Source organism: Arthrobacter sp. 92, from assembly GCF_050260325.1.
Classification (GTDB): Bacteria; Actinomycetota; Actinomycetes; order Actinomycetales; family Micrococcaceae; genus Arthrobacter.
On the sequence record NZ_CP189863.1, the window covers coordinates 1,376,753 to 1,395,104 of the forward strand.

Genomic DNA, 18,352 nt, shown 5'->3' on the forward strand with positions numbered 1-18,352 from the left:
AACGGATTTCCGGACAGGTGAGTCGCCTTTTACGTCCGCGACACATTGACTGCACGCTGCTGAAACACCGTGGTCCTAGCTTGGATATGTGGCCGCGTCGGCGGTCCGGGCCTGGCAGCCATCGGCACTAACGCCAGGCCGCAGGCAATGCGAGAGGGGCCGGAAATGACCGCCATACTTGAACTTGAAGAACAAACCATTGGATTCGCAGCGGGCTGGCACCGGGTGTGCGCGCTCGACGAACTGGAACTCGCCTGGGGCGAGGCCGCGCTGATTGCCGGCCGCCAGGTGGCCTTGTTCCGCGTCGCCGCGGGTGAGGTCTTCGCTGTAGCCCATGAGGATCCCGCCACCGGCGCCCACGTCATGGCCCGCGGCATCCTCGGCTCGCGCGGCGCACGCCAGACCATTGCATCTCCGCTGCACAAGGAGGTCTACGACCTCAGGACAGGGGAGTGCTTCGGAACGCCGGGCCTGCGCCTGACCACTTTCGGCACCCGCATCGTGGACGGTTACGTCGAGGTGGAGCTGTAGGGACCTAGAGCCCCAGTGCTTCGCGGACGTCGGTCAGCACTGCGTCCAGTGCTGCCCGTGCACCTTGGCGGGCCTCCGGCAGTTCGGCGGCGGATCCCACGCTGCGGATGACCTCCAGGTAGCACTTGAGCTTGGGCTCGGTGCCGCTGGGACGGATGATCACCCGCGTGCGGTCCTTGGTGAGGTACAGCAGGCCGTCCGTGGGCGGCAGCTGCTCGGTTCCCTCCGCCAGGTCCCGGAACGTTTCGACGGCGGAACCGCCAAATGAGTCCGGAGCACTGACCCGGAGGCGGTTCATCATCGCGTCCAGCAGTCCAAGGTCCGCCACGCGGATGCTGAGTTGGTCGCTTGCATGGAGACCGTGCACCAGGTACAGCTCATCCAGGGTGTCGAAGATGGTTTTCTGCCCCGCCTTGGCCGCTGCGGCGAATTCGGCGATGAGCACGGCTGCCGAGATGCCATCCTTGTCCCGGACCAGCTCGGGTGCCACGCAATAGCCAAGGGCTTCCTCATAGCCGTACAACAGGCCGGGAACCCGGGAAATCCATTTGAAACCGGTCAGGGTCTCCTCATGGGCATAGCCCGCCGCCGCCGCGATCCGTGCCAGCAGCCGTGAGGAAACAATGGAGTTGGCAAAGACTCCGCCCTGCGGCGACGTGCCATCACCGGCGGCCGCCGCTGCAGCGAGCCGGGCCACGACATGGGCGCCAAGCAGTGAGCCCACCTCATCTCCCCGCAGCATCCGCCAGGCGCCCGTATCCGGATCCTTGGCGGCAACGGCCGCGCGGTCCGCGTCGGGATCGTTAGCCAGGACAATGTCGGCGTCCACCCTGGCCGCGGTTTCCAGCGCGAGGTCCAAGGCGCCGGGTTCCTCCGGGTTGGGAAAGCTCACGGTGGGGAAATCCGGATCCGGTTGGGCCTGCTCGGCCACAAGGGTGACGTCGGCGAAGCCTGCGGCATTCAGCACTCTCACCGCGGTGTCCCCACCCACGCCGTGCATGGGGGTCAGGACGATCTTGAGGTCCCGGGCCGGGAAGTGTTGGGGAAGGGCCAGCGCCGCGGTCGCGGCCTCGTACTCCGCAGCCATGGACGGACCCAGGACCGTCCACCCTTCCGGAGCGAGGGTGATCTCTTCCAGCGGACCCACCCTCTCGATTGCGGCGGCTATTTTGGCATCATAGGGAGCCACGATCTGTGCGCCCCGGCCGTTTTCCCCCACAGCGTGCCGGCCGAGGTAGACCTTGTAGCCGTTGTCCTGCGGCGGGTTGTGGCTGGCAGTCACCATCACACCGCCGTCGCAATCCAGGGACTTCACCGCGTACGCGAGCAGCGGAGTGGGCAGCGCCTGGGGCATCAGGAAGGTCTCGATGCCCGCGGCAGTGAAAATCGCGGCGGTCTCCTCGGCGAAGATATCGGAGTTGTGGCGGGCGTCGTAGCCGACGACGGCGCGCGGCCGGGTTCCCGGCGACGCTCCATCCACCGCGGAGGTGAGGAAGGCGGCCAGCCCGGCGGCCGCGCGCCGGACCACCACCCGGTTCATGCGGCTGGGGCCCGGGCCGAGCGGGGCGCGAAGACCGGCCGTTCCGAACTGCAAGGTGCCGCTGAAGCTGTCCGTGAGCTCCTGGCGGGCGGAAAGCACTCCCTCCTGGGAGTGCAGGATCAGCTCGCTCAGGGCGGCGGAGGTTGCCGGATCCGGGTCCTGTGCGGCCCAATCCTGGGCGGCGCTCAGCAGTTGCGGGAATTCGGCATCGGAAGACGTCATAGGAACAAAGCTATCGTCTAACGTCCGGGATTCCTTGGCCGACAAGCGTCGGGCCCGGTCACACTTCGTGCTTCTGCCACGCACGGCGTGCCCGGCGGCAGGCCTACGCTCAGGCCCCGGGAGCCTTGACAGCCGTTTTTCCGGACACGTAATGTCTGAAAAATGAAAATGGGGCAGGGGGTTGAGTGGGCCCTGCACTGCTGCGTCAACATGTCGTGGTCCCCGTCCGGGGAAGCCGTGAACAGCGCCAGGCTCGCGGAACTCTACAAGCTTCCCTCGGCCTACCTCAACAAGCAGCTCCAGGCGCTGGTCAGGGCCGGCATTCTGTCTTCCGTGTCCGGGCCCCGCGGCGGATTCCAGCTGGCGCGGCGACCGGAGAAGATCACGGTTCTGGACATCGTCCTGGCCATCGAAGGGCCGGAGCCGGCCTTCCGCTGTGAATCGATCCTAGGCAATTCCCCGGACGCCGACCAATTGGAGGACTACGTCCGTAGCTGCCTCGTCTCCCAGACCATGCGGCAGGCGGAACTTGCCTGGCGGCAGGCGCTGTCCAGGCAGACCATTGCGGGAATCGCGGCCTCCGTGGAGCGGAAGTTTCCCACGGCCAAGAAGGATACCCTGCAGCGGCTCATGCCGGCACGGGGCTGACCACCAGGCCGACCAGCCGTCCGGCCATGCGGCTGGTTATTCAGTAACCACAGGCCGGCGTTTGTATTAGAGCTTGGCGATGATCTCCGCGAGCAGCTTGGAGATCCGCGGCCCCGCGGCGCGGCCGGCTTCCAGGACCTCCTCGTGGCTCAGCGGCGCCGGGCTGATCCCGGCTGCGAGGTTGGTCACGAGCGAGATGCCGAACACTTCCATGCCCGCATGGCGGCCGGCGATGGCCTCCAGCGCCGTGGACATGCCGACCAGGTTCGCGCCGATCCGCTTGGCGTACTGCACCTCCGCGGGGGTTTCGTAGTGCGGGCCCGTGAACTGCGCGTACACGCCTTCCTGGAGTGAAGGATCAACCTCACGGGCCAGGCCGCGGATGCGTGCCGAGTAAAGATCTGTCAGGTCAACGAACGTTGCGCCTTCAAGGGGGGAGGCGGCGGTGAGGTTTATGTGATCGCTGATGAGCACCGGGGTCCCCGCGGCCCAGTCCTCGTTGAGGCCGCCGCAGCCGTTGGTCAGCACCAGGGTGCTGCAACCGGCCGCTGCGGCGGTGCGCACGCCGTGCACCACTGACCTGACGCCCTTGCCTTCGTAGTAGTGCGTACGGGCGCCGAGCACCAGGGCACGCTTGCCCTCCTTGGTCAGTACAGACCGGATGGTTCCCACATGGCCCTCCACGGAAGGAGCGGAGAAGCCCGGCACCTCGTCGGCGGAGAGGGTGGCAGTGGTATCGCCGATCAGCTCGGCGGCCTCGGCCCAGCCTGAGCCGAGCACCAGGGCGACGTCGTGCCGGTCAACGCCCGTCTCCTCGGCGATGTAATCGGCGGCCGCGCGGGCAGCATCAAAAGGGTCCGTGTTCAGGAATTCCGTAGTACTCACTGGTACAAGCTATCGTGCCGGCCCGCCACTGCCCAGCACCGGCGCCGGGGCTTATTGGTGGTGCTGCGGCCGATGGGGGAGAATGGATGATTGTGACTACGCATCCCGATTTCAGCTCACCCCGCATCGCAATTCTCGGTGGAGGGCCCGGCGGCTACGAAGCCGCCATGGTCGCCGCCTCACTGGGGGCCCATGTCACCATCATTGAGCGCGCCGGATTGGGCGGCTCCGCTGTGCTGACCGACGTCGTGCCCTCCAAAACCCTGATCGCAACGGCGGATCTGATGACCCGCGTGGGTGAGGCGGGGGAGCTGGGCGTTAAATTCGACGTCGACGGCGGGGACTTCGTGCCGGTCATGCGGGCGGACCTCAAGCACATCAACGACCGGCTGCTGGGGCTGGCCCGGCAACAGTCCAATGACATTCAAAAAGGCCTCGAGAACCAGCGGGTCCGCATCCTGATCGGTTCGGGCAGGATGCTGGATAACCACACTATCGAGGTGCTGACGGCCGAGGGCACCGAGATCATCGAGGCTGATGCGATACTTCTCGCCGTCGGCGCCCATCCCCGTGAGCTGCCCACCGCCCGGCCTGACGGCGTGCGCATCCTGAACTGGGCCCAGATCTATAACCTCGATGAACTCCCCGAGGAGCTTATTGTGGTGGGCTCCGGCGTCACCGGCGCCGAATTCGCCTCCGCGTACAACGGCCTGGGCTCGAAGGTGACGTTGATTTCCAGCCGCGACCACGTGCTGCCCGGTTCCGACACCGACGCCGCCCAGGTGCTGCAGGAGGTCTTCGAACGCCGCGGCGTCAAGGTCCTGTCCCGCTCCCGCGCCGAGACCGTGGAACGCACCGAAGACGGCGTGGTGGTCACGCTGGGCGACGGAAGCAAGGTCACCGGCAGCCACTGCCTGGTCTGCGTGGGCTCCATCCCCAACACCGCGGGCATCGGACTCGAGGAAGCCGGGGTGGCGCTCTCGGAAAGCGGACACATCAAGGTGGACGGTGTCTCACGCACCACCGCTTCGAACATCTACGCCGCCGGCGACTGCACCGGCGTCCTTGCCCTGGCGTCCGTGGCCGCGATGCAGGGCCGCATAGCCGTGGCGCACTTTATGGGTGACGGCGTGACACCCCTGAAGCTCCACCAGGTGGCGTCGAACATCTTCACCTCGCCGGAGATCGCCTCCGTGGGTGTCTCCGAGGCCGAGATCGATTCGGGCAAGTACCAGGGCGACGTGGTCAAGCTCTCGCTGCGCAGCAACGCCCGCGCCAAGATGCGCAACCACCGGGACGGCTTCATTAAGATCTTTGCCCGCAAGGGCTCCGGCACGGTCATTGGCGGCGTGGTGGTGGGCCCCAACGCGTCCGAACTCATCTTCGCGATCGCGATCGCCGTCACCCACAAACTGCACGTGGACGACGTCGCCAGCACCTTCACGGTGTACCCGTCCCTGAGCGGTTCCATCTCCGAAGCGGCCAGGCGCCTGCACGTCCACATGTAGGCCTCACGGCCAGCTGGTCCCGTTCGGGGACACCTTAGGCAGCCGCGGCCCGGATCTGATCCGGTGACGGGCCGTTGCGGACCATGGCGGCAGCCACCAGGTACAGCAGCCCGGTGATCAGCGGGATCACGCTGATAGCGGAGAGCGACACCACTCCGGCGAGGCTGCCCATGGCCGAGACCAAAACTGGCCCCATGCCAAGGACCACCAGCAGCCAGGCCGCGGCCAAGGTGCGTTTCAGGCCCAGCACCGCGCCGGGGAACGCCAGCACCAGCACGGCTATGGCCCTGAACGGACCGTTCTGGTTCTCGAACGCGCGCCAAGGGGCTGAGTCAACGGCGAACCAGATGCTGGCCAGGATAAGAGCCGCCGTCAGGGAAATCAGCACCGGCGCGGCCCAGGCCGGCCGCAGCCAGGCCAGCAGGGCAAGAATGGTCAAGGGAATGATCCAGCCGAGGACCAGCCCGATTCCCCCGGCGCCGCCCGGATCGGCCAAGGCGTAGCCGCTGACGAAGAGGCCCGCCAGGACCGTGAAGACCGCCATGATTGAGGCGCCGGTCCTGGTCAGCGCCCGGGCCCGGACTGCGCGGTCCTGTTGCCGAAGGAAGACGACGCCCATGGCCAGCGCAACAATGATCAGCGCGACCGAGCCGAGAATGATCGTGACGGTGAACATGCAACGCCTCCTGCGGACGCGGGGACTCCTGCATCCATAAGACGACGCACGGGGCGGGGAGGCAAGAGCCCAAGGTCCTTGTGGGGTTTCGGTGCGGGGGTTTAGTCTGGCCGAGGCTGCGCCGGATCACCGGGAGCGGCCCTTTTCCGGCCAGGAGGTTTCCGTGCAGATTGATCCGAGCACCACCGCTGTCGTACTCATTGAATACCAGAACGATTTCGCCTCCGAGGGCGGCGGACTGCACGATGCCGTCCGGCCCGTGATGGAGAAGACCGACATGCTGGCCAACACCTCCCGAATGGTGGATGCAGCACGTGCGGCCGGCGCCACCATCATGCACGCGCCGATCACCTTCGCCGAGGGCTACAACGAACTGGGCGCGCACCCCTACGGAATCCTCAAGGGCGTCGTGGATGGGAAAGTATTCGTCAAGGGGACCTGGGGGGCGGAAATCATCGACCAACTCGCCCCCGCCGAGGGAGACATCCTCATCGAGGGCAAACGGGGCCTGGACACCTTCGCCAGCACCAATCTGGACTTCATCCTGCGCAGCAAGGGGATCACCACCATCGCCCTTGGCGGGTTCCTGACCAACTGCTGCGTTGAATCCACCATGCGCAGCGGCTACGAAAACGGCTACAAGGTCATCACCCTCAGCGATTGCGTGGCAGCCACGTCCGTGGAGGAGCACGAGAATGCCATTGCCTATGACTACCCGATGTTCTCCACGCCCATGACGGCAGGAAAGTTTGTCGAGTCCCTCGGCTGACCGGACAAGAGGTCGCTGGGACGCACGCTCAGGGTCGGGCATGCAGCGCCTGCCCGACCCTGACTGTGTCCTGATGACCTGGCGGCCCGGCTACCTGGCGGCCTGCCTGCGGTGTCCGGCCAGGACCAGGGCCAGTGCCGCGGCGCCGAGGATGAACCCGGCCGCCCCCAGGCCGACGGCCCAGGCCGAGGCCCCGGTGTTGGACACCTGGCCGGCCTGGGCCAGTTTCTCCGTTGCTGGCGGTGAAGCTTCCGGCGAGGCACCGGCGGATGCGGGGGCCGTTGCGGGGCTGTCTTCGGCCGTGGTGATAAAGGCCGGAGCCGGGTGTTTGGGCTCGTCCTGGCCTTCGACGGTCTTCCCGTCCCAATTCACCACAGTGCCGTCGGTGTAGGTCTGCGCAGCCGGAAGGGTCACGATGGTCCCGGCCGCTGGCAGCCTGCCCACGGAGAGGGAGAATCCCTGGTATTGGTGCTGACCGAGCTGATGGGCCGCATCGGCTGTCCAGACCACTGAGGTTGGGGCCTTCGTGACCGTAGCACCGGCGATCGTGATTGGCTTGGGCAGCTCGCTGGTGATCACCTCGGCGCTCCAGCCCTCAACCGGCTTGACCGACACGGACGTGAACGGGGTGTCGGTGGGAAGCTTGACCTCGAGCTTGCTGGTCTTCGCGGTGGCGGACTCGTTGGGAACATTGAACGTCAGGTGGGAGAAGCCGTTGGCCCCGGTGTCGTCGGGGTCAACCGAGACGTGGGCGGACGCTGCGGCGGCGCCCAGGGCCAGCATCCCGGCCGCCGCTGTGGCCGCGGTGAGGCTTTTGAGGGCGCGGCGGATTGAAGTCTTCATGAAGATGCCTTCCAAATGGATGCGCGGGCAGGCCGGAGGCGCGCGGCGCGCAAAGGTGGGGAAACGGAGATGACCGCCGGGTGGACGGGCCCGTGAATCCGGCCAGGATTGGTCCGGGCGGCGGCGTGGATGGCTGTGCCGCTCAGGGAACGGCAGGAACGGGCGGGGGTCCCCTTAGCGAGGGCCGCCGGAGGTTTCTCCACCGGGAAGGAATGAACACGACGGCCGGCGCCAGCAAGCGCGGCCGCGGAGGTATGACGAGGGCGGCCAGCAGGCGGATGAGCGGGCGCAGCCAGGCTGCCAGCGCCCACAGGGCAGCCTCGCCGCGGGCCAGGATCAGCGCCGTAACCACGGTTGCGGCAGCGTGCAGCACCAGCATCGAAACCCCGGGCTCTGCCGCATGCCCGGGCATCAGGGCTACGGCGGAGGAAAGCTCCAAGACCACGTTGTGGAGATGCTGTTGACCCGAAGCGGGGGCGACGTTGCCGGTCACCGATAGAACCGCAAACGCCTCATGCAGGGCCAACTGGCTGGTACCGAGCAGGGCGAGCATCGCCGGCGCCGTGAGTTTGACCCTGGTCAGGATCATCACCGCAGCCAATGTCAACGCCACCAGGCCAACGAGGATTCCCGGAGCGGGCAGGGCGCCGCCGGCCAGCACGTGGGCGCCCGCGGCCAGGAAGAACATGGAAGCGGTCACGGCAACGGCACGAGGAAAACGCAAGGGGGCACTCAAGCCATTCGCCCGCCCTTCCGTCACTGGTGTTGCCGGTCTCCATTTTAGGGAGAACCCTGCTCCACCGGCTAATTGACGCAGTCACGGTTCCGTGCCCGGTCCACGCCTCTGGCTGCCCCCACGGTCGCCCCTCGGTCAGCCCCCCACGCTGGCCCCTCGGTCAGCCCGCTGGGTCAGGACCCCTCAGGCGGCCGCCGCCTGGAAGTGTTTTTCGATGATGTCCTTGATATCGGAGTGACAGCCGCCGCATCCGGTTCCGGCGCGGGTGGCGCCCGAGACCTCGGCCACGGTGCCGCATCCGTCGACGACCGCATCCTGGATGGTGGATCCGCTGACGCCCGCGCACCGGCACACCGTGCGGGCCGGATCAGCCGGACCTGCGCCGGCCAGCTGGTCCGGCCCGTCCAGGCGGAGCAGCAGGGACCTGTCGGCCGGGAGTTCGTCGCCGCGCTCGAAAAGCTGCACCAGTTCGGCCGCCGTGCGGGGCATTCCCACAGCCACGAGGCCCTCCAGGACGCCGGCGCGGGTGGTCATTTTGACGTAGCGGCCGTGTTCCGGATCAGCCCACTGGGCGATCTGGAGCCGGGGGCGTCCGGCGACGGCACCGGCGGTGAGCGCTTCCTCGTCCCAGGGGTCAGCGGAGTTGTCTCCGGCAACGGCCATGTTGATGCCGCGGGCCTTGAGCACGATCACCCCCGGCTTCTCCGCCGGCAGTTCAGCCAGGGCGGCCGCCGCGGCGGATCCGCTGTCCGGGGATCCGCTGTCCGGGGAACCTTCGGCCAGGAGGGTCAGGTATTCCGCGAGCCATTCGGCCTGGCGCCATCCGGGGCCCACCAAGCCCGACGGGCCGCGGGCCGAGCGGCATTCGGTGCAGTCCGGGTCCGGGCAGCGGACCTCGGCGCAGTCGCCGATGGCGAAAATGTGCGGCTCGTGGTGCGCGCGGAGCCGGTGGTCAACCAGGATGCCTGTGGCGGTGGACAGCCCGCAGCCTTCGGCGAGTTCGATGCGCGGGCGCACGCCGCAGGAGAGCACCAGCAGGTCGCCGTCGATCGCGGAACCGTCAGCAAGCAGCAGCGCGGAGAAGCCGCCGTCGGCAGCGTTGTGTTCTACTCCGGTGGAACGTGCGTTGCCGGCCATCCGGACGCCGCAGTTTCGCAGGCTCGCGGCCAGCACCGATCCACCGCCCCGGTCGATGTTGCGGCCCAGCGGATGCGGGCCGTTGTGGACCACGGTGACCGTGGCGCCTTCCTCCGCGGCGGCCAGGGCGGTCTCGAGCCCCAGGACGCCGCCGCCCAGCACCACCACGCGTTTCCCGCCGGAAACGGCCCGTCGCAGCACTGCGGCATCGCTCAGGTCGCGCAGCGCGGTGACGCCCCGCGGCAGCACGGGGGCGGCCGGATCAGGGTTGAGCCCGGTGAGGTTGGGGATTACCGGACGGGAGCCGGTGGCGAAGACCAGGCGGTCGTAGCCCGGGGAGCTGCCGTCCGTGAGGATAAGCCGCTGACGGGCGCGGTCCACCCGGCGCACGCGCACGCCAAGGCGCACATCCACACCCTCGGCGACCAGGGCCGCGGCGTCTGACAAAGCGAGGGCCTCGGCCGTGGTGCGGCCCACGCCGAGGTCGGCCACCAGCACCCGGTTGTAGGCGGCATCGGTCTCTTCGCCGATCACCGTCACGTGCGCCAGCCCGTCGCGCACGGTGGGCAGCAGTTCGTCGACCAGTCGCGCGGCCACCGGTCCGAAGCCAACAATTACAATCCGCTCACTCATGAGGAGGCCTCCGATGTCTGAAGAAGACTGGTCTGTGGTAAGTCCGCCGCCAGCCGGACCCATACCTTGTTGAACTTGAACTCCGGCATCCCCGAGATGGGGTCGGTGGCGGCCTCCGTCAGGCGGTTGGCGCTCTCGAGCTCCGGGAAGTGGAAGGGGAGGAAGACGGTTTCGGGCCGGATCGTGGTGCTCAGCTCGGCCCGGCACACTACTTCGCCGCGTTCATTGGCCACCGACACAAATGCGCCGTCGGTAATGCCCAGGGGAGCCGCTGCCGCCGGATGGATCTGCATCTTCGCCTCAGGCTGGGTGGCCAGCAGTTCCGCCACCCGCCGCGTCTGCGCGCCGGACTGATAGTGCTCCAGCAGGCGCCCGGTGATCAGGGTCATGGTCTTCGCAGCCGGGTCCGGATTTGCGGCCGGAGTACGACGGCGGCGGGGCGTCACCGGAGTCATGACGGCCTTGCCGTCGGGGTGGGCAAAGCTGTCCAGGAAGAGCCGCGGCGTGCCGGTGCTGCCGGCGGGGTATGGCCAGTAGGCGGCCTCGCCGCGGTCCAGCATGGCGTAGTCGATGCCGGAGTAGTCGGCCAGGCCGCCCGCGGAGGCCCGGCGCAGTTCCTCAAAGACGGTCTCCGGGTCCTCACTGAAGGTGGACGGCGCGTCCAGTGCCTCGGCCAGGTGCGCCATGATCCAGAGTTCGCTGCGGGCCCCTGCCGGCGGCTGCAGGGCGCGGCGGCGGCGGAGGACCCGGCCTTCGAGATTGGTCAGGGTGCCTTCCTCCTCGGCCCACTGGAGCACGGGAAGGACCAGGTCGGCCTCGGCGGCGGTCTCGGACATAAAGAAGTCGCATACCACCAGGAAGTCCAGGCTGCGGAGGCCTTCAAGCACGGCGTTGGCATCGGGGGACGCCACGGCGATGTTGGAGGCGTGCACGAAGAAGCAGCGGACCCCGCCGGGCTTCCCCAGCGACTGGAGCAGCTGGACGGCGGGGAGGCCGGGCCCGGGAATAAGGGATTCGGGCACGTTCCATACGGTGGCCATGTGCGCCCGTGCGGCGGGGTCGGTGATTTTGCGGTAGCCGGGCAGCTGATCGGCCTTCTGGCCGTGCTCGCGGCCGCCCTGGCCGTTGCCCTGGCCCGTGAGCGTGCCGTAGCCGCTGCGGGCGGAACCCGGCAGGCCAAGCAGCAGGCTCAGGTTGATGGCGGCGGTGGCAGTGTCCGTGCCGTCCACATGCTGTTCCACGCCGCGGCCGGTGAGGATGTACGTTCCACCCTTGGTGGCGCCGTCGGCAAGCCTGCGGGCGGTCTCGCGGATCAGTTGAGCGGGAACGCCGGTGAGGGACTGGACGCGCTCCGGCCAGAAGGCGTTGACGCTGCGGCTCAGGGCCTCGTAGCCGCTGGTGCGGGCCGCGATGTAGCCGGCGTCGGCCAGGCCCTCGTGGATCACCACGTGGGAAAGGCCCAGGAGAAGCGTGAGGTCGGTGCCGGGCAGCGGCTGGAGGTGCAGGCCGCCGCCGTCGGAGGTGAACGCCGCGGTGGCGGAGCGGCGGGGGTCCACTACGATCAGCCCGCCGGCGTCGCGTGCGCCCTGCAGATGCTGGACAAACGGCGGCATGGTCTCGGCGACGTTGGATCCGAGCATCATGATGGTGCTGGCGGAATCGAGGTCCTCCAGCGGGAAGGGCAGGCCGCGGTCCAGGCCGAAGGCGCGCATCCCGGCGGCCGCGGCGGAGGACATGCAGAACCGGCCGTTGTAGTCGATCCGCGAGGTCCCCAGGGCCAGCCGGGCGAACTTGCCCAGCTGGTAGGCCTTCTCGTTGGTGAGCCCGCCGCCGCCGAAGACTCCGACGGCGTCCGCGCCGTGGCGGGCACGGGTTTCCTTGACGGCCGCCGTGATGAGTTTGAGGGCATCGTCCCAGCTGACGGGACGGTGGACGCCGTCGGGGCCCTTGAGCATGGGCTCGGTGACTCGTCCGGGGTGGTTCAGCAGCGATGCGGAGGTCCAGCCTTTGCGGCACAGCCCGCCACGGTTGGTGGGGAAGTCGCGTCCGCTGACCTCCACAGCGGGTCGGGCAGTCACGGGCTCTGACCCCGGCTGGTCAGCCGGGGTCAGAGCCGCTGGGGACTTCAGCGTCATGGCGCACTGCAGGGCGCAGTAGGGGCAGTGCGTGTCGGCGCTTTTGGTCATGTTAGACGTGTCCCATCGCGTTTCGGTTGGCGTTGCGGATGTAGCAGAACCAGCACACGGCCAGCATCAGGACGTAGGCCCCGACGAAACCGTAGAAGGCCGGGGTGTAGGAGCCGCTGGCGGTGTTGGAGGCGTTGAGCACCTGGGGGATAACAAACCCGCCGTAGGCGCCGATGGCCGAGATAAGGCCAAGTGCGGAGGAAGCCAGGCGCTGGGTGGCCACCGTGCTGGCGCCGGAGCGTGCAGCGCGGCTGGAGATGGCGAAGATGACCGGGATCATCCGGTAGGTGGCGCCGTTTCCGAAGCCGCTGGCGGTGAAGAGGAACAGGAACAGGACCAGGAAGAGCCAGAAGTTCTTCAGCGGCAGGGTCCAGATCATGGTCAGGGTGATGACCGCCATCGCGGCGAACGCGGCCACGGTCATGCGGGCTCCGCCCATCCGGTCCGCCATCCGTCCGCCGTAGGGACGGGCCAGGGAGCCGACCAGCGGGCCAAGGAACGCCAGGGACAGCGCCACGGTGCCGACGCCGATGGAGGAGAAGGCCGGGAAGTAGTCCTTGATGAGCTTGGGGAACACGCCGGCGAAGCCGATGAACGATCCGAAAGTACCGATGTACAGCAGCGCCATGATCCACAGGTGCGGTTCTTTCAGCGCAGCCAGGGAGCCGGCCACATCGCCCTTGGCGCTGGTGAGGTTGTTCATGTATTTCCAGGCCCCGAAGGCGGCCAGCAGGATCAGCGGGACCCACATGAGTCCGGCGACTGGCAGGTTGATGGTACCGGCCGCCAGCAGGGTGACGGCAATGGGAACGGCGAGCTGCGCCACGGCGGCACCGAGGTTGCCGCCGGCCGCGTTCAGGCCCAGGGCCCAGCCTTTTTCGCGGGCCGGGTAGAAGAACGTGATGTTGGCCATGGAGCTGGCAAAGTTGCCGCCGCCGAAGCCCGCCAGTGCGGCCACGAGGAGCATCACGCCGAACGGTGTTCCCGGGTTTGCGACGCACATGGCCAGCCCCACCGAGGGGATGAGCAGCAGCAGCGCCGAGACGATGGTCCAGTTGCGGCCGCCGAAGCGGGGGACCATAAAGGTGTACGGGATGCGCAGGGTGGCACCGACGAGGCTTGGCATGGAGATCAGCCAGAAGATCTCGTTGGTGGAGAACTTGAAACCGGCCGCGGGGAGCTGGACCACCACGATGGACCACAGCTGCCACACGACAAAGCCGAGGAATTCGGCGAAGATGGACCAGTTCAGGTTGCGCCGGGCGATCGAGCGGCCCTGGGATTCCCACTGGTCCTTGTTCTCTGCATCCCAGTTGGCGATCCAGCGGCCGGGGCGGTGGTCAAGGGCGGGTGCGTCGGTGGTGCGGGTGGTGCCGGGCTGCGCGCTGGCAGAAGTGGCAACAAGTCCCTGCCACGGCTCGGCGTCAATGTCGGCGGAAATGCCGGCGCCGGCATCTGCGGTGCGGTCAACAGTCACGGTGTACCTCCTAAGGGGATGTTGTCCTTCAACGGTAGGGACGGCTCGTTTCGCGGACCGTCGCGCTGTGTTAACGTGCTGTGACATTTGCCTATCGGGGCCCACGTCACAGCGTGAGGACCGAAAATGAGACGAATCAGACAGTCCATATGGTGGACCTTTTGTCCAGCGAGTGGACGGCCCCAACTATTATCGAGAGATACGTATCCCTTAGCCGGCCAGTCTTTCGTGGGCGCCGGCCCGGTCCTCACGAAAGCGCCACTACATGTCATCCACTGCCACCTCCACGGAACCCGGGTCCGCCAAGCAGGTGAACTCGCGCGGTCGCGTGATCTTCGCCAGCCTGATTGGCACCACCGTCGAGTTCTATGACTTCTACGTGTACGCCACGGCAGCCGTGCTCGTTTTCCCCAAGCTGTTCTTCCCCGGACAGAACGAGACCACCCAGCTGCTCAGCTCCTTCGCGGTGTTCGGGGTCGCGTTCGTGGCCCGCCCGCTGGGCTCGATCGTCTTTGGCCACTTCGGCGATAAGTTCGGCCGCAAGGGCACCCTGGTGGCTTCGCTGCTCACCATGGGGATCGCCACGTTCCTGATCGGCTGCCTGCCGACCGCACTGGTTCCAGGCTGGTCCTTCTGGGCGCCGGCCCTCCTGGTGGTCATGCGCTTCGCCCAGGGCCTGGCCCTTGGCGGCGAATGGAGCGGCGCGGCCCTGCTGGCCACCGAGAACGCCCCCGCCAACAAGCGCGCCGTCTACGGCACCTTCCCGCAGCTGGGCGCCCCGATCGGCTTCATCATCGCCAATATCATCTTCCTGGTCTTCAGCTACACCCTGACGCCGCAGGCCTTCGCCGACTGGGGCTGGCGCGTGCCGTTCCTGGTCAGCGCCGTGATGGTCATCATCGGCTTGTACGTCCGCCTCAAACTCATCGAGACCCCGGCCTTCACCAAGGTCCTCGAGTCCAACGAGGTTGCCAAGCTGCCGCTGGGCCGCGTCTTCAAAACCAGCTGGCGTCCGTTGATCCTGGGCACCTTCATCATGCTCGCCACGTACGTGCTGTTCTACCTGATGACCACGTTCACGCTGACCTACGGCACCAAGCCCACGCTGGCCGGCGCGCAGGCAGCAGCCGAGAAGGCCGGCAAGCCGATGACCGAGGCGGCAGCTGCCGCCTTCGTCCCCGGCCTGGGCTACACCCGCAACGACTTCCTCTGGATGCTCATTGCCGGCGTCGTCTTCTTCGGCATCTTCACCCTGGTCTCGGGCCCGCTGGCCGAGAAGTACGGCCGCCGCAAGATGCTGCTCGCCGTCACCGCCGGCATCTTCGTGTTCGGCCTGCTCTTCGTCCCGCTGTTCGGTGGCGGTTTCATCGGCACCATGGCGGTGTTGATCATCGGCTTCTCACTGATGGGCCTGACGTTCGGTCCCATGGGCGCGCTCCTGCCTGAGCTGTTCCCCACCAACGTCCGGTACACCGGGTCCGCCATCAGCTACAACGTCTCCAGCATCCTGGGCGCGGCTGTGGCCCCGTTCATCGCGGTGTGGCTCTGGGAGATGGCCAAGGGCAGCCCCGTGCTGGTGGGCGTCTACCTCACGGTCATGGCCGTCCTGACGCTCGTGGCGCTGTTCGTCAGCAAGGAAACCCGCGACCTCGATTACGAGAACAACGTGGCCTGATCTGCTCATCGCCAACGGAAACGCCCGGTGTGTTCACTGAACACGCCGGGCGTTTTTGCGGGTCCGGCCTCCGGACGCGCCGGACCGGGAATCAGCGTGCGTACCGCTCCACGAAATTCCGCAGAATGGTCATGGGCTCGGTGACGCTGAACTGCCGGGCGTTCTCCATCAGCAGTTCGGCCGACTCCGGTGGGAAGTAGCCCGCATGGCGGTACGTGTCGATCCGGGTCACCAGGCCGTCCACATCAAGCTCGGGATGGAACTGCGTGGCATAAAGGTTGGCCTTGATCCTGAACATCTGCACCGGGCAGGTCTGCGAGCTCGCGAGCAGCACGGCATGGCCCGGCAGGACCGTGCAGGCCTCCTTGTGCCCCACGAATGCCGTGAAGCTCCCCGGCAGGCCTTTGAGCAGGGGGTCCACCAGTCCCTCTTCGGTCACGCTCACGGTCACACCGCCGAGTCCTTCCCCATAGGTCCGGTCGATCAGTGCGCCCTGGTGCAGTCCCAGCGTGCCGACTCCGTAGCAGGCCCCCAGGAACGGAAAATCCTCCGCCACAATCCAGTCCAGCAGGGCGGCGAGCTCGCGCTCCACCCGGTGCTGGGCATGACTCTTGTGTTCGGGCGGATCGCTGGAGGTGAAGGGGCTCCCGCCCACAATCACCCCGGAATACCCGCCGAGGTCCAGCCGGGGAAGGGGGGCCGCCTCCATCCGGATCCGGTGCAGTTGCTCCGCGGCGAGTCCCGAATAGCGCAGGTACGCCTGGTACTCGTCCTCGGCGGCGGCGTCCTCGGCCCGGGAGGCAAGGAGCAGGAATGGCTTCACACAACAAGTGTGCACACGCCCGGCGCGGGGGCGCCAGAGGCGCGCCCGCGCCGGAAGGAGGGCCGGGGTGCCATGTCTTACCCGGCGGTTGCGTCCTCGATGATGGCGATCACGGCGCCGGCGGACACGGTCTCGCCAGCTTTTGCCGAGAGTCCGATCACGATGCCGGCCCGGTGGGCGGTCAGCGGCTGCTCCATTTTCATGGCCTCCAGCACGACGACGAGATCGCCTTCAGCCACCACGTCGCCTTCGGTGACGGCCACCTTCACGATGGTTCCCTGCATGGGCGACGTCAGTGAATTTCCGCTGGCAGCGACCACCGCGCCGCCGGAGCGGGAGCGCTTCTTAGCCTTCGCGGGCTTGCCGCCGCCCGCGCCGGCCCCGGGGCGGGAGCCCAGCGACGCCGGCAGGACCACCTCAAGGCGCTTGCCGCCTACCTCGACGACGACGTGCTGGCGTTCGCCGGCGTCGGACGCTTCAGTGGCGGCGCCGGTCGGTGTCCAGGCCGGGATATCGTTCACGAAAGCGGTCTCGATCCAGCGGGTGTGCACCGTGAACGGGGCGCCGTCGGCCGGCGCGAAGTCGGGGTTGGTGACAACTGCGAGGTCGAACGGGATGACGGTGGGGATTCCCTCCACCACCATTTCCTCAAGGGCGCGCCGGGCGCGCTGCAGGGCCTGGGGCCGGTTGGCGCCGGTGATGATCAGCTTCGAGAGCATGGAGTCGAAGTTGCCGCTGATGACGTCCCCCTGCTCCACGCCGGAGTCGATGCGGACGCCGGGGCCGGTGGGGTTCTTCAGCTTGGTGATGGTGCCCGGCGCGGGCATGAAGTTCCGGCCCGGATCCTCGCCGGTGATGCGGAACTCGATGGAGTGGCCGCGCACCTCGGGGTCCCCGTAGCCGAGCGCTTCCCCGCGGGCCAGCCGGAACTGCTCGCGGACGAGGTCGATTCCCGTGACCTCCTCGGACACACAGTGCTCCACCTGGAGCCGGGTGTTGACCTCGAGGAAGGAGATGGTGCCATCCTGTCCCACAAGGAACTCGCAGGTGCCCGCGCCCAGGTAGCCGGCTTCCTTCAGGATGGCCTTGGAGGACTCGTACAGGCGCCGGTTCTGTTCCTCGGTCAGGAAGGGAGCGGGAGCTTCCTCCACAAGTTTCTGGTTCCGGCGCTGCAGGGAGCAGTCACGGGTGGAAACCACCACAACATTGCCGTAGGCGTCCGCCAGGCACTGCGTCTCCACATGGCGGGGCGCGTCCAGGAAACGCTCGATGAAGCACTCGCCCCGGCCGAAGGCGGCGGTTGCTTCGCGGACGGCGGACTCGAACAGTTCGGGGATTTCCTCGCGGTTCCGTGCGACTTTAATGCCGCGGCCGCCGCCGCCGAAGGCTGCCTTGATGGCTACCGGCAGCCCGAACTTGTCAACGAACTCGAGGATTTCCTCGGCGGTCTCCACCGGGTCGGCGGTGCCGGGGACCTGCGGGGCGCCGACCTTTTCGGCGATGTGGCGGGCCTGAACCTTGTCACCCAATGCGGAAATGGCCTCGGGGGAGGGGCCTATCCACGTGAGTCCGGAGCCGATGACCATGGCGGCGAACTGGGCGTTTTCGGCGAGGAAGCCGTAGCCGGGGTGGACGGCGTCCGCGCCGGAGCGGTGGGCCACCTCGATCAGCTTTTCCATCACGAGGTATGACTCCGCGGCGGTGTTGCCGCCCAGGGCGTAAGCCTCGTCGGCCAGGCGCGCATGCAGGGCGTCGCGGTCCGGGTCCGCATACACGGCGACGGAGGCGATGCCTTCGTCACGGGCGGCCCGGATGATGCGCACGGCGATTTCGCCGCGGTTGGCGATCAGGACCTTGCTCAGCCGCTTGGAGCTGGTCAGGGCCGCGCCAGCGGGACCCTGGACTGCTGTGGTGCTCGCGTTCCCGCCGGTGCCTGAGGCTGTGGCTGACTGAGCTGGACGTGCGGACTGCTCCGAATTTGCTGACAAGGCGTCTCCTTCTTTCCTTCAGGGAGCCTAGCGCGGTTTTGAGGGTTCCGCCGATATTACTTGCGGATTCCGCGC

Annotated in this window: 15 protein-coding genes; 5 read left to right on the forward strand and 10 right to left on the reverse strand. The window is 67.5% G+C overall.

Going from position 1 to position 18,352, the window contains the following annotated elements; genetic code table 11:
* Window positions 1-165: 165 nt before the first annotated feature.
* Complete coding sequence (nirD, locus tag ACP4XC_RS06270; RefSeq protein WP_427173997.1) at window positions 166-531, forward strand: nitrite reductase small subunit NirD; 366 nt, start codon at window positions 166-168, stop codon at window positions 529-531.
* 4 nt (window positions 532-535) lie between these two features.
* Here the strand turns inward: nirD and ACP4XC_RS06275 are convergent, their stop codons facing one another.
* On the reverse strand, window positions 536-2,293 hold the full coding sequence (locus ACP4XC_RS06275; protein ID WP_427173998.1) for a phospho-sugar mutase: 1,758 nt from the start codon (window positions 2,291-2,293) through the stop codon (window positions 536-538).
* A 162-nt stretch (window positions 2,294-2,455) separates the two neighbouring features.
* Between ACP4XC_RS06275 and ACP4XC_RS06280 the strand changes: the two genes are divergently transcribed.
* Entirely contained in the window at window positions 2,456-2,941 is a 486-nt protein-coding gene (locus tag ACP4XC_RS06280) for an RrF2 family transcriptional regulator (RefSeq protein ID WP_427173999.1), read from the forward strand.
* Between the two features lie 66 nt (window positions 2,942-3,007).
* Here the strand turns inward: ACP4XC_RS06280 and ACP4XC_RS06285 are convergent, their stop codons facing one another.
* A complete protein-coding gene (locus tag ACP4XC_RS06285) occupies window positions 3,008-3,826 on the reverse strand; it encodes a purine-nucleoside phosphorylase (RefSeq protein WP_427174000.1) in 819 nt (272 codons plus the stop codon).
* Window positions 3,827-3,918: 92 nt separating this feature from the next.
* Here ACP4XC_RS06285 and ACP4XC_RS06290 point away from each other — a divergent pair, with 92 nt between their 5' ends.
* A complete protein-coding gene (locus ACP4XC_RS06290; RefSeq protein WP_427174001.1) occupies window positions 3,919-5,334 on the forward strand; it encodes an NAD(P)H-quinone dehydrogenase in 1,416 nt (471 codons plus the stop codon).
* Between the two features lie 34 nt (window positions 5,335-5,368).
* Here the strand turns inward: ACP4XC_RS06290 and ACP4XC_RS06295 are convergent, their stop codons facing one another.
* Window positions 5,369-6,010, reverse strand: a complete 642-nt coding sequence (locus ACP4XC_RS06295) for a hypothetical protein (RefSeq protein ID WP_427174002.1) — start codon at window positions 6,008-6,010, stop codon at window positions 5,369-5,371.
* A 163-nt stretch (window positions 6,011-6,173) separates the two neighbouring features.
* On the opposite strand from ACP4XC_RS06295, the gene ACP4XC_RS06300 reads away from it, so the two are divergent.
* Window positions 6,174-6,779, forward strand: coding sequence for a cysteine hydrolase (locus ACP4XC_RS06300; RefSeq protein WP_427174003.1), 606 nt, complete (start codon window positions 6,174-6,176; stop codon window positions 6,777-6,779).
* Between the two features lie 90 nt (window positions 6,780-6,869).
* Here the strand turns inward: ACP4XC_RS06300 and ACP4XC_RS06305 are convergent, their stop codons facing one another.
* The 5 genes from ACP4XC_RS06305 to ACP4XC_RS06325 form a co-directional block, all read right to left on the reverse strand.
* Complete coding sequence (locus tag ACP4XC_RS06305) at window positions 6,870-7,622, reverse strand: YcnI family protein (protein ID WP_427174004.1); 753 nt, start codon at window positions 7,620-7,622, stop codon at window positions 6,870-6,872.
* 142 nt (window positions 7,623-7,764) lie between these two features.
* Window positions 7,765-8,346, reverse strand: a complete 582-nt coding sequence (locus tag ACP4XC_RS06310) for a hypothetical protein (protein WP_427174005.1) — start codon at window positions 8,344-8,346, stop codon at window positions 7,765-7,767.
* Window positions 8,347-8,541: 195 nt separating this feature from the next.
* Window positions 8,542-10,128, reverse strand: coding sequence for an FAD-dependent oxidoreductase (locus ACP4XC_RS06315; RefSeq protein ID WP_427174006.1), 1,587 nt, complete (start codon window positions 10,126-10,128; stop codon window positions 8,542-8,544).
* Complete coding sequence (locus tag ACP4XC_RS06320) at window positions 10,125-12,314, reverse strand: molybdopterin oxidoreductase family protein (RefSeq protein ID WP_427174007.1); 2,190 nt, start codon at window positions 12,312-12,314, stop codon at window positions 10,125-10,127. Before ACP4XC_RS06320 ends, ACP4XC_RS06315 begins: the two co-directional genes overlap by 4 nt.
* A 1-nt stretch (window position 12,315) precedes the next feature.
* The gene (locus tag ACP4XC_RS06325; RefSeq protein WP_427174008.1) at window positions 12,316-13,791 is read right to left on the reverse strand and encodes an MFS transporter; all 1,476 of its coding nucleotides are present in this window, start codon (window positions 13,789-13,791) and stop codon (window positions 12,316-12,318) included.
* Window positions 13,792-14,056: 265 nt separating this feature from the next.
* Here ACP4XC_RS06325 and ACP4XC_RS06330 point away from each other — a divergent pair, with 265 nt between their 5' ends.
* Window positions 14,057-15,466 (forward strand): MFS transporter, encoded by a 1,410-nt coding sequence (locus ACP4XC_RS06330; RefSeq protein WP_427174009.1) that lies wholly within the window; start codon window positions 14,057-14,059, stop codon window positions 15,464-15,466.
* Window positions 15,467-15,557: 91 nt separating this feature from the next.
* Here the strand turns inward: ACP4XC_RS06330 and ACP4XC_RS06335 are convergent, their stop codons facing one another.
* Entirely contained in the window at window positions 15,558-16,289 is a 732-nt protein-coding gene (locus ACP4XC_RS06335; RefSeq protein WP_427174010.1) for a glutamine amidotransferase, read from the reverse strand.
* Window positions 16,290-16,366: 77 nt separating this feature from the next.
* Window positions 16,367-18,169 carry an acetyl/propionyl/methylcrotonyl-CoA carboxylase subunit alpha gene (locus ACP4XC_RS06340; protein WP_427175034.1) on the reverse strand — a complete coding sequence of 601 codons (1,803 nt, stop codon included), beginning with the start codon at window positions 18,167-18,169 and terminating at the stop codon, window positions 16,367-16,369.
* Window positions 18,170-18,352 lie beyond the last annotated feature (183 nt).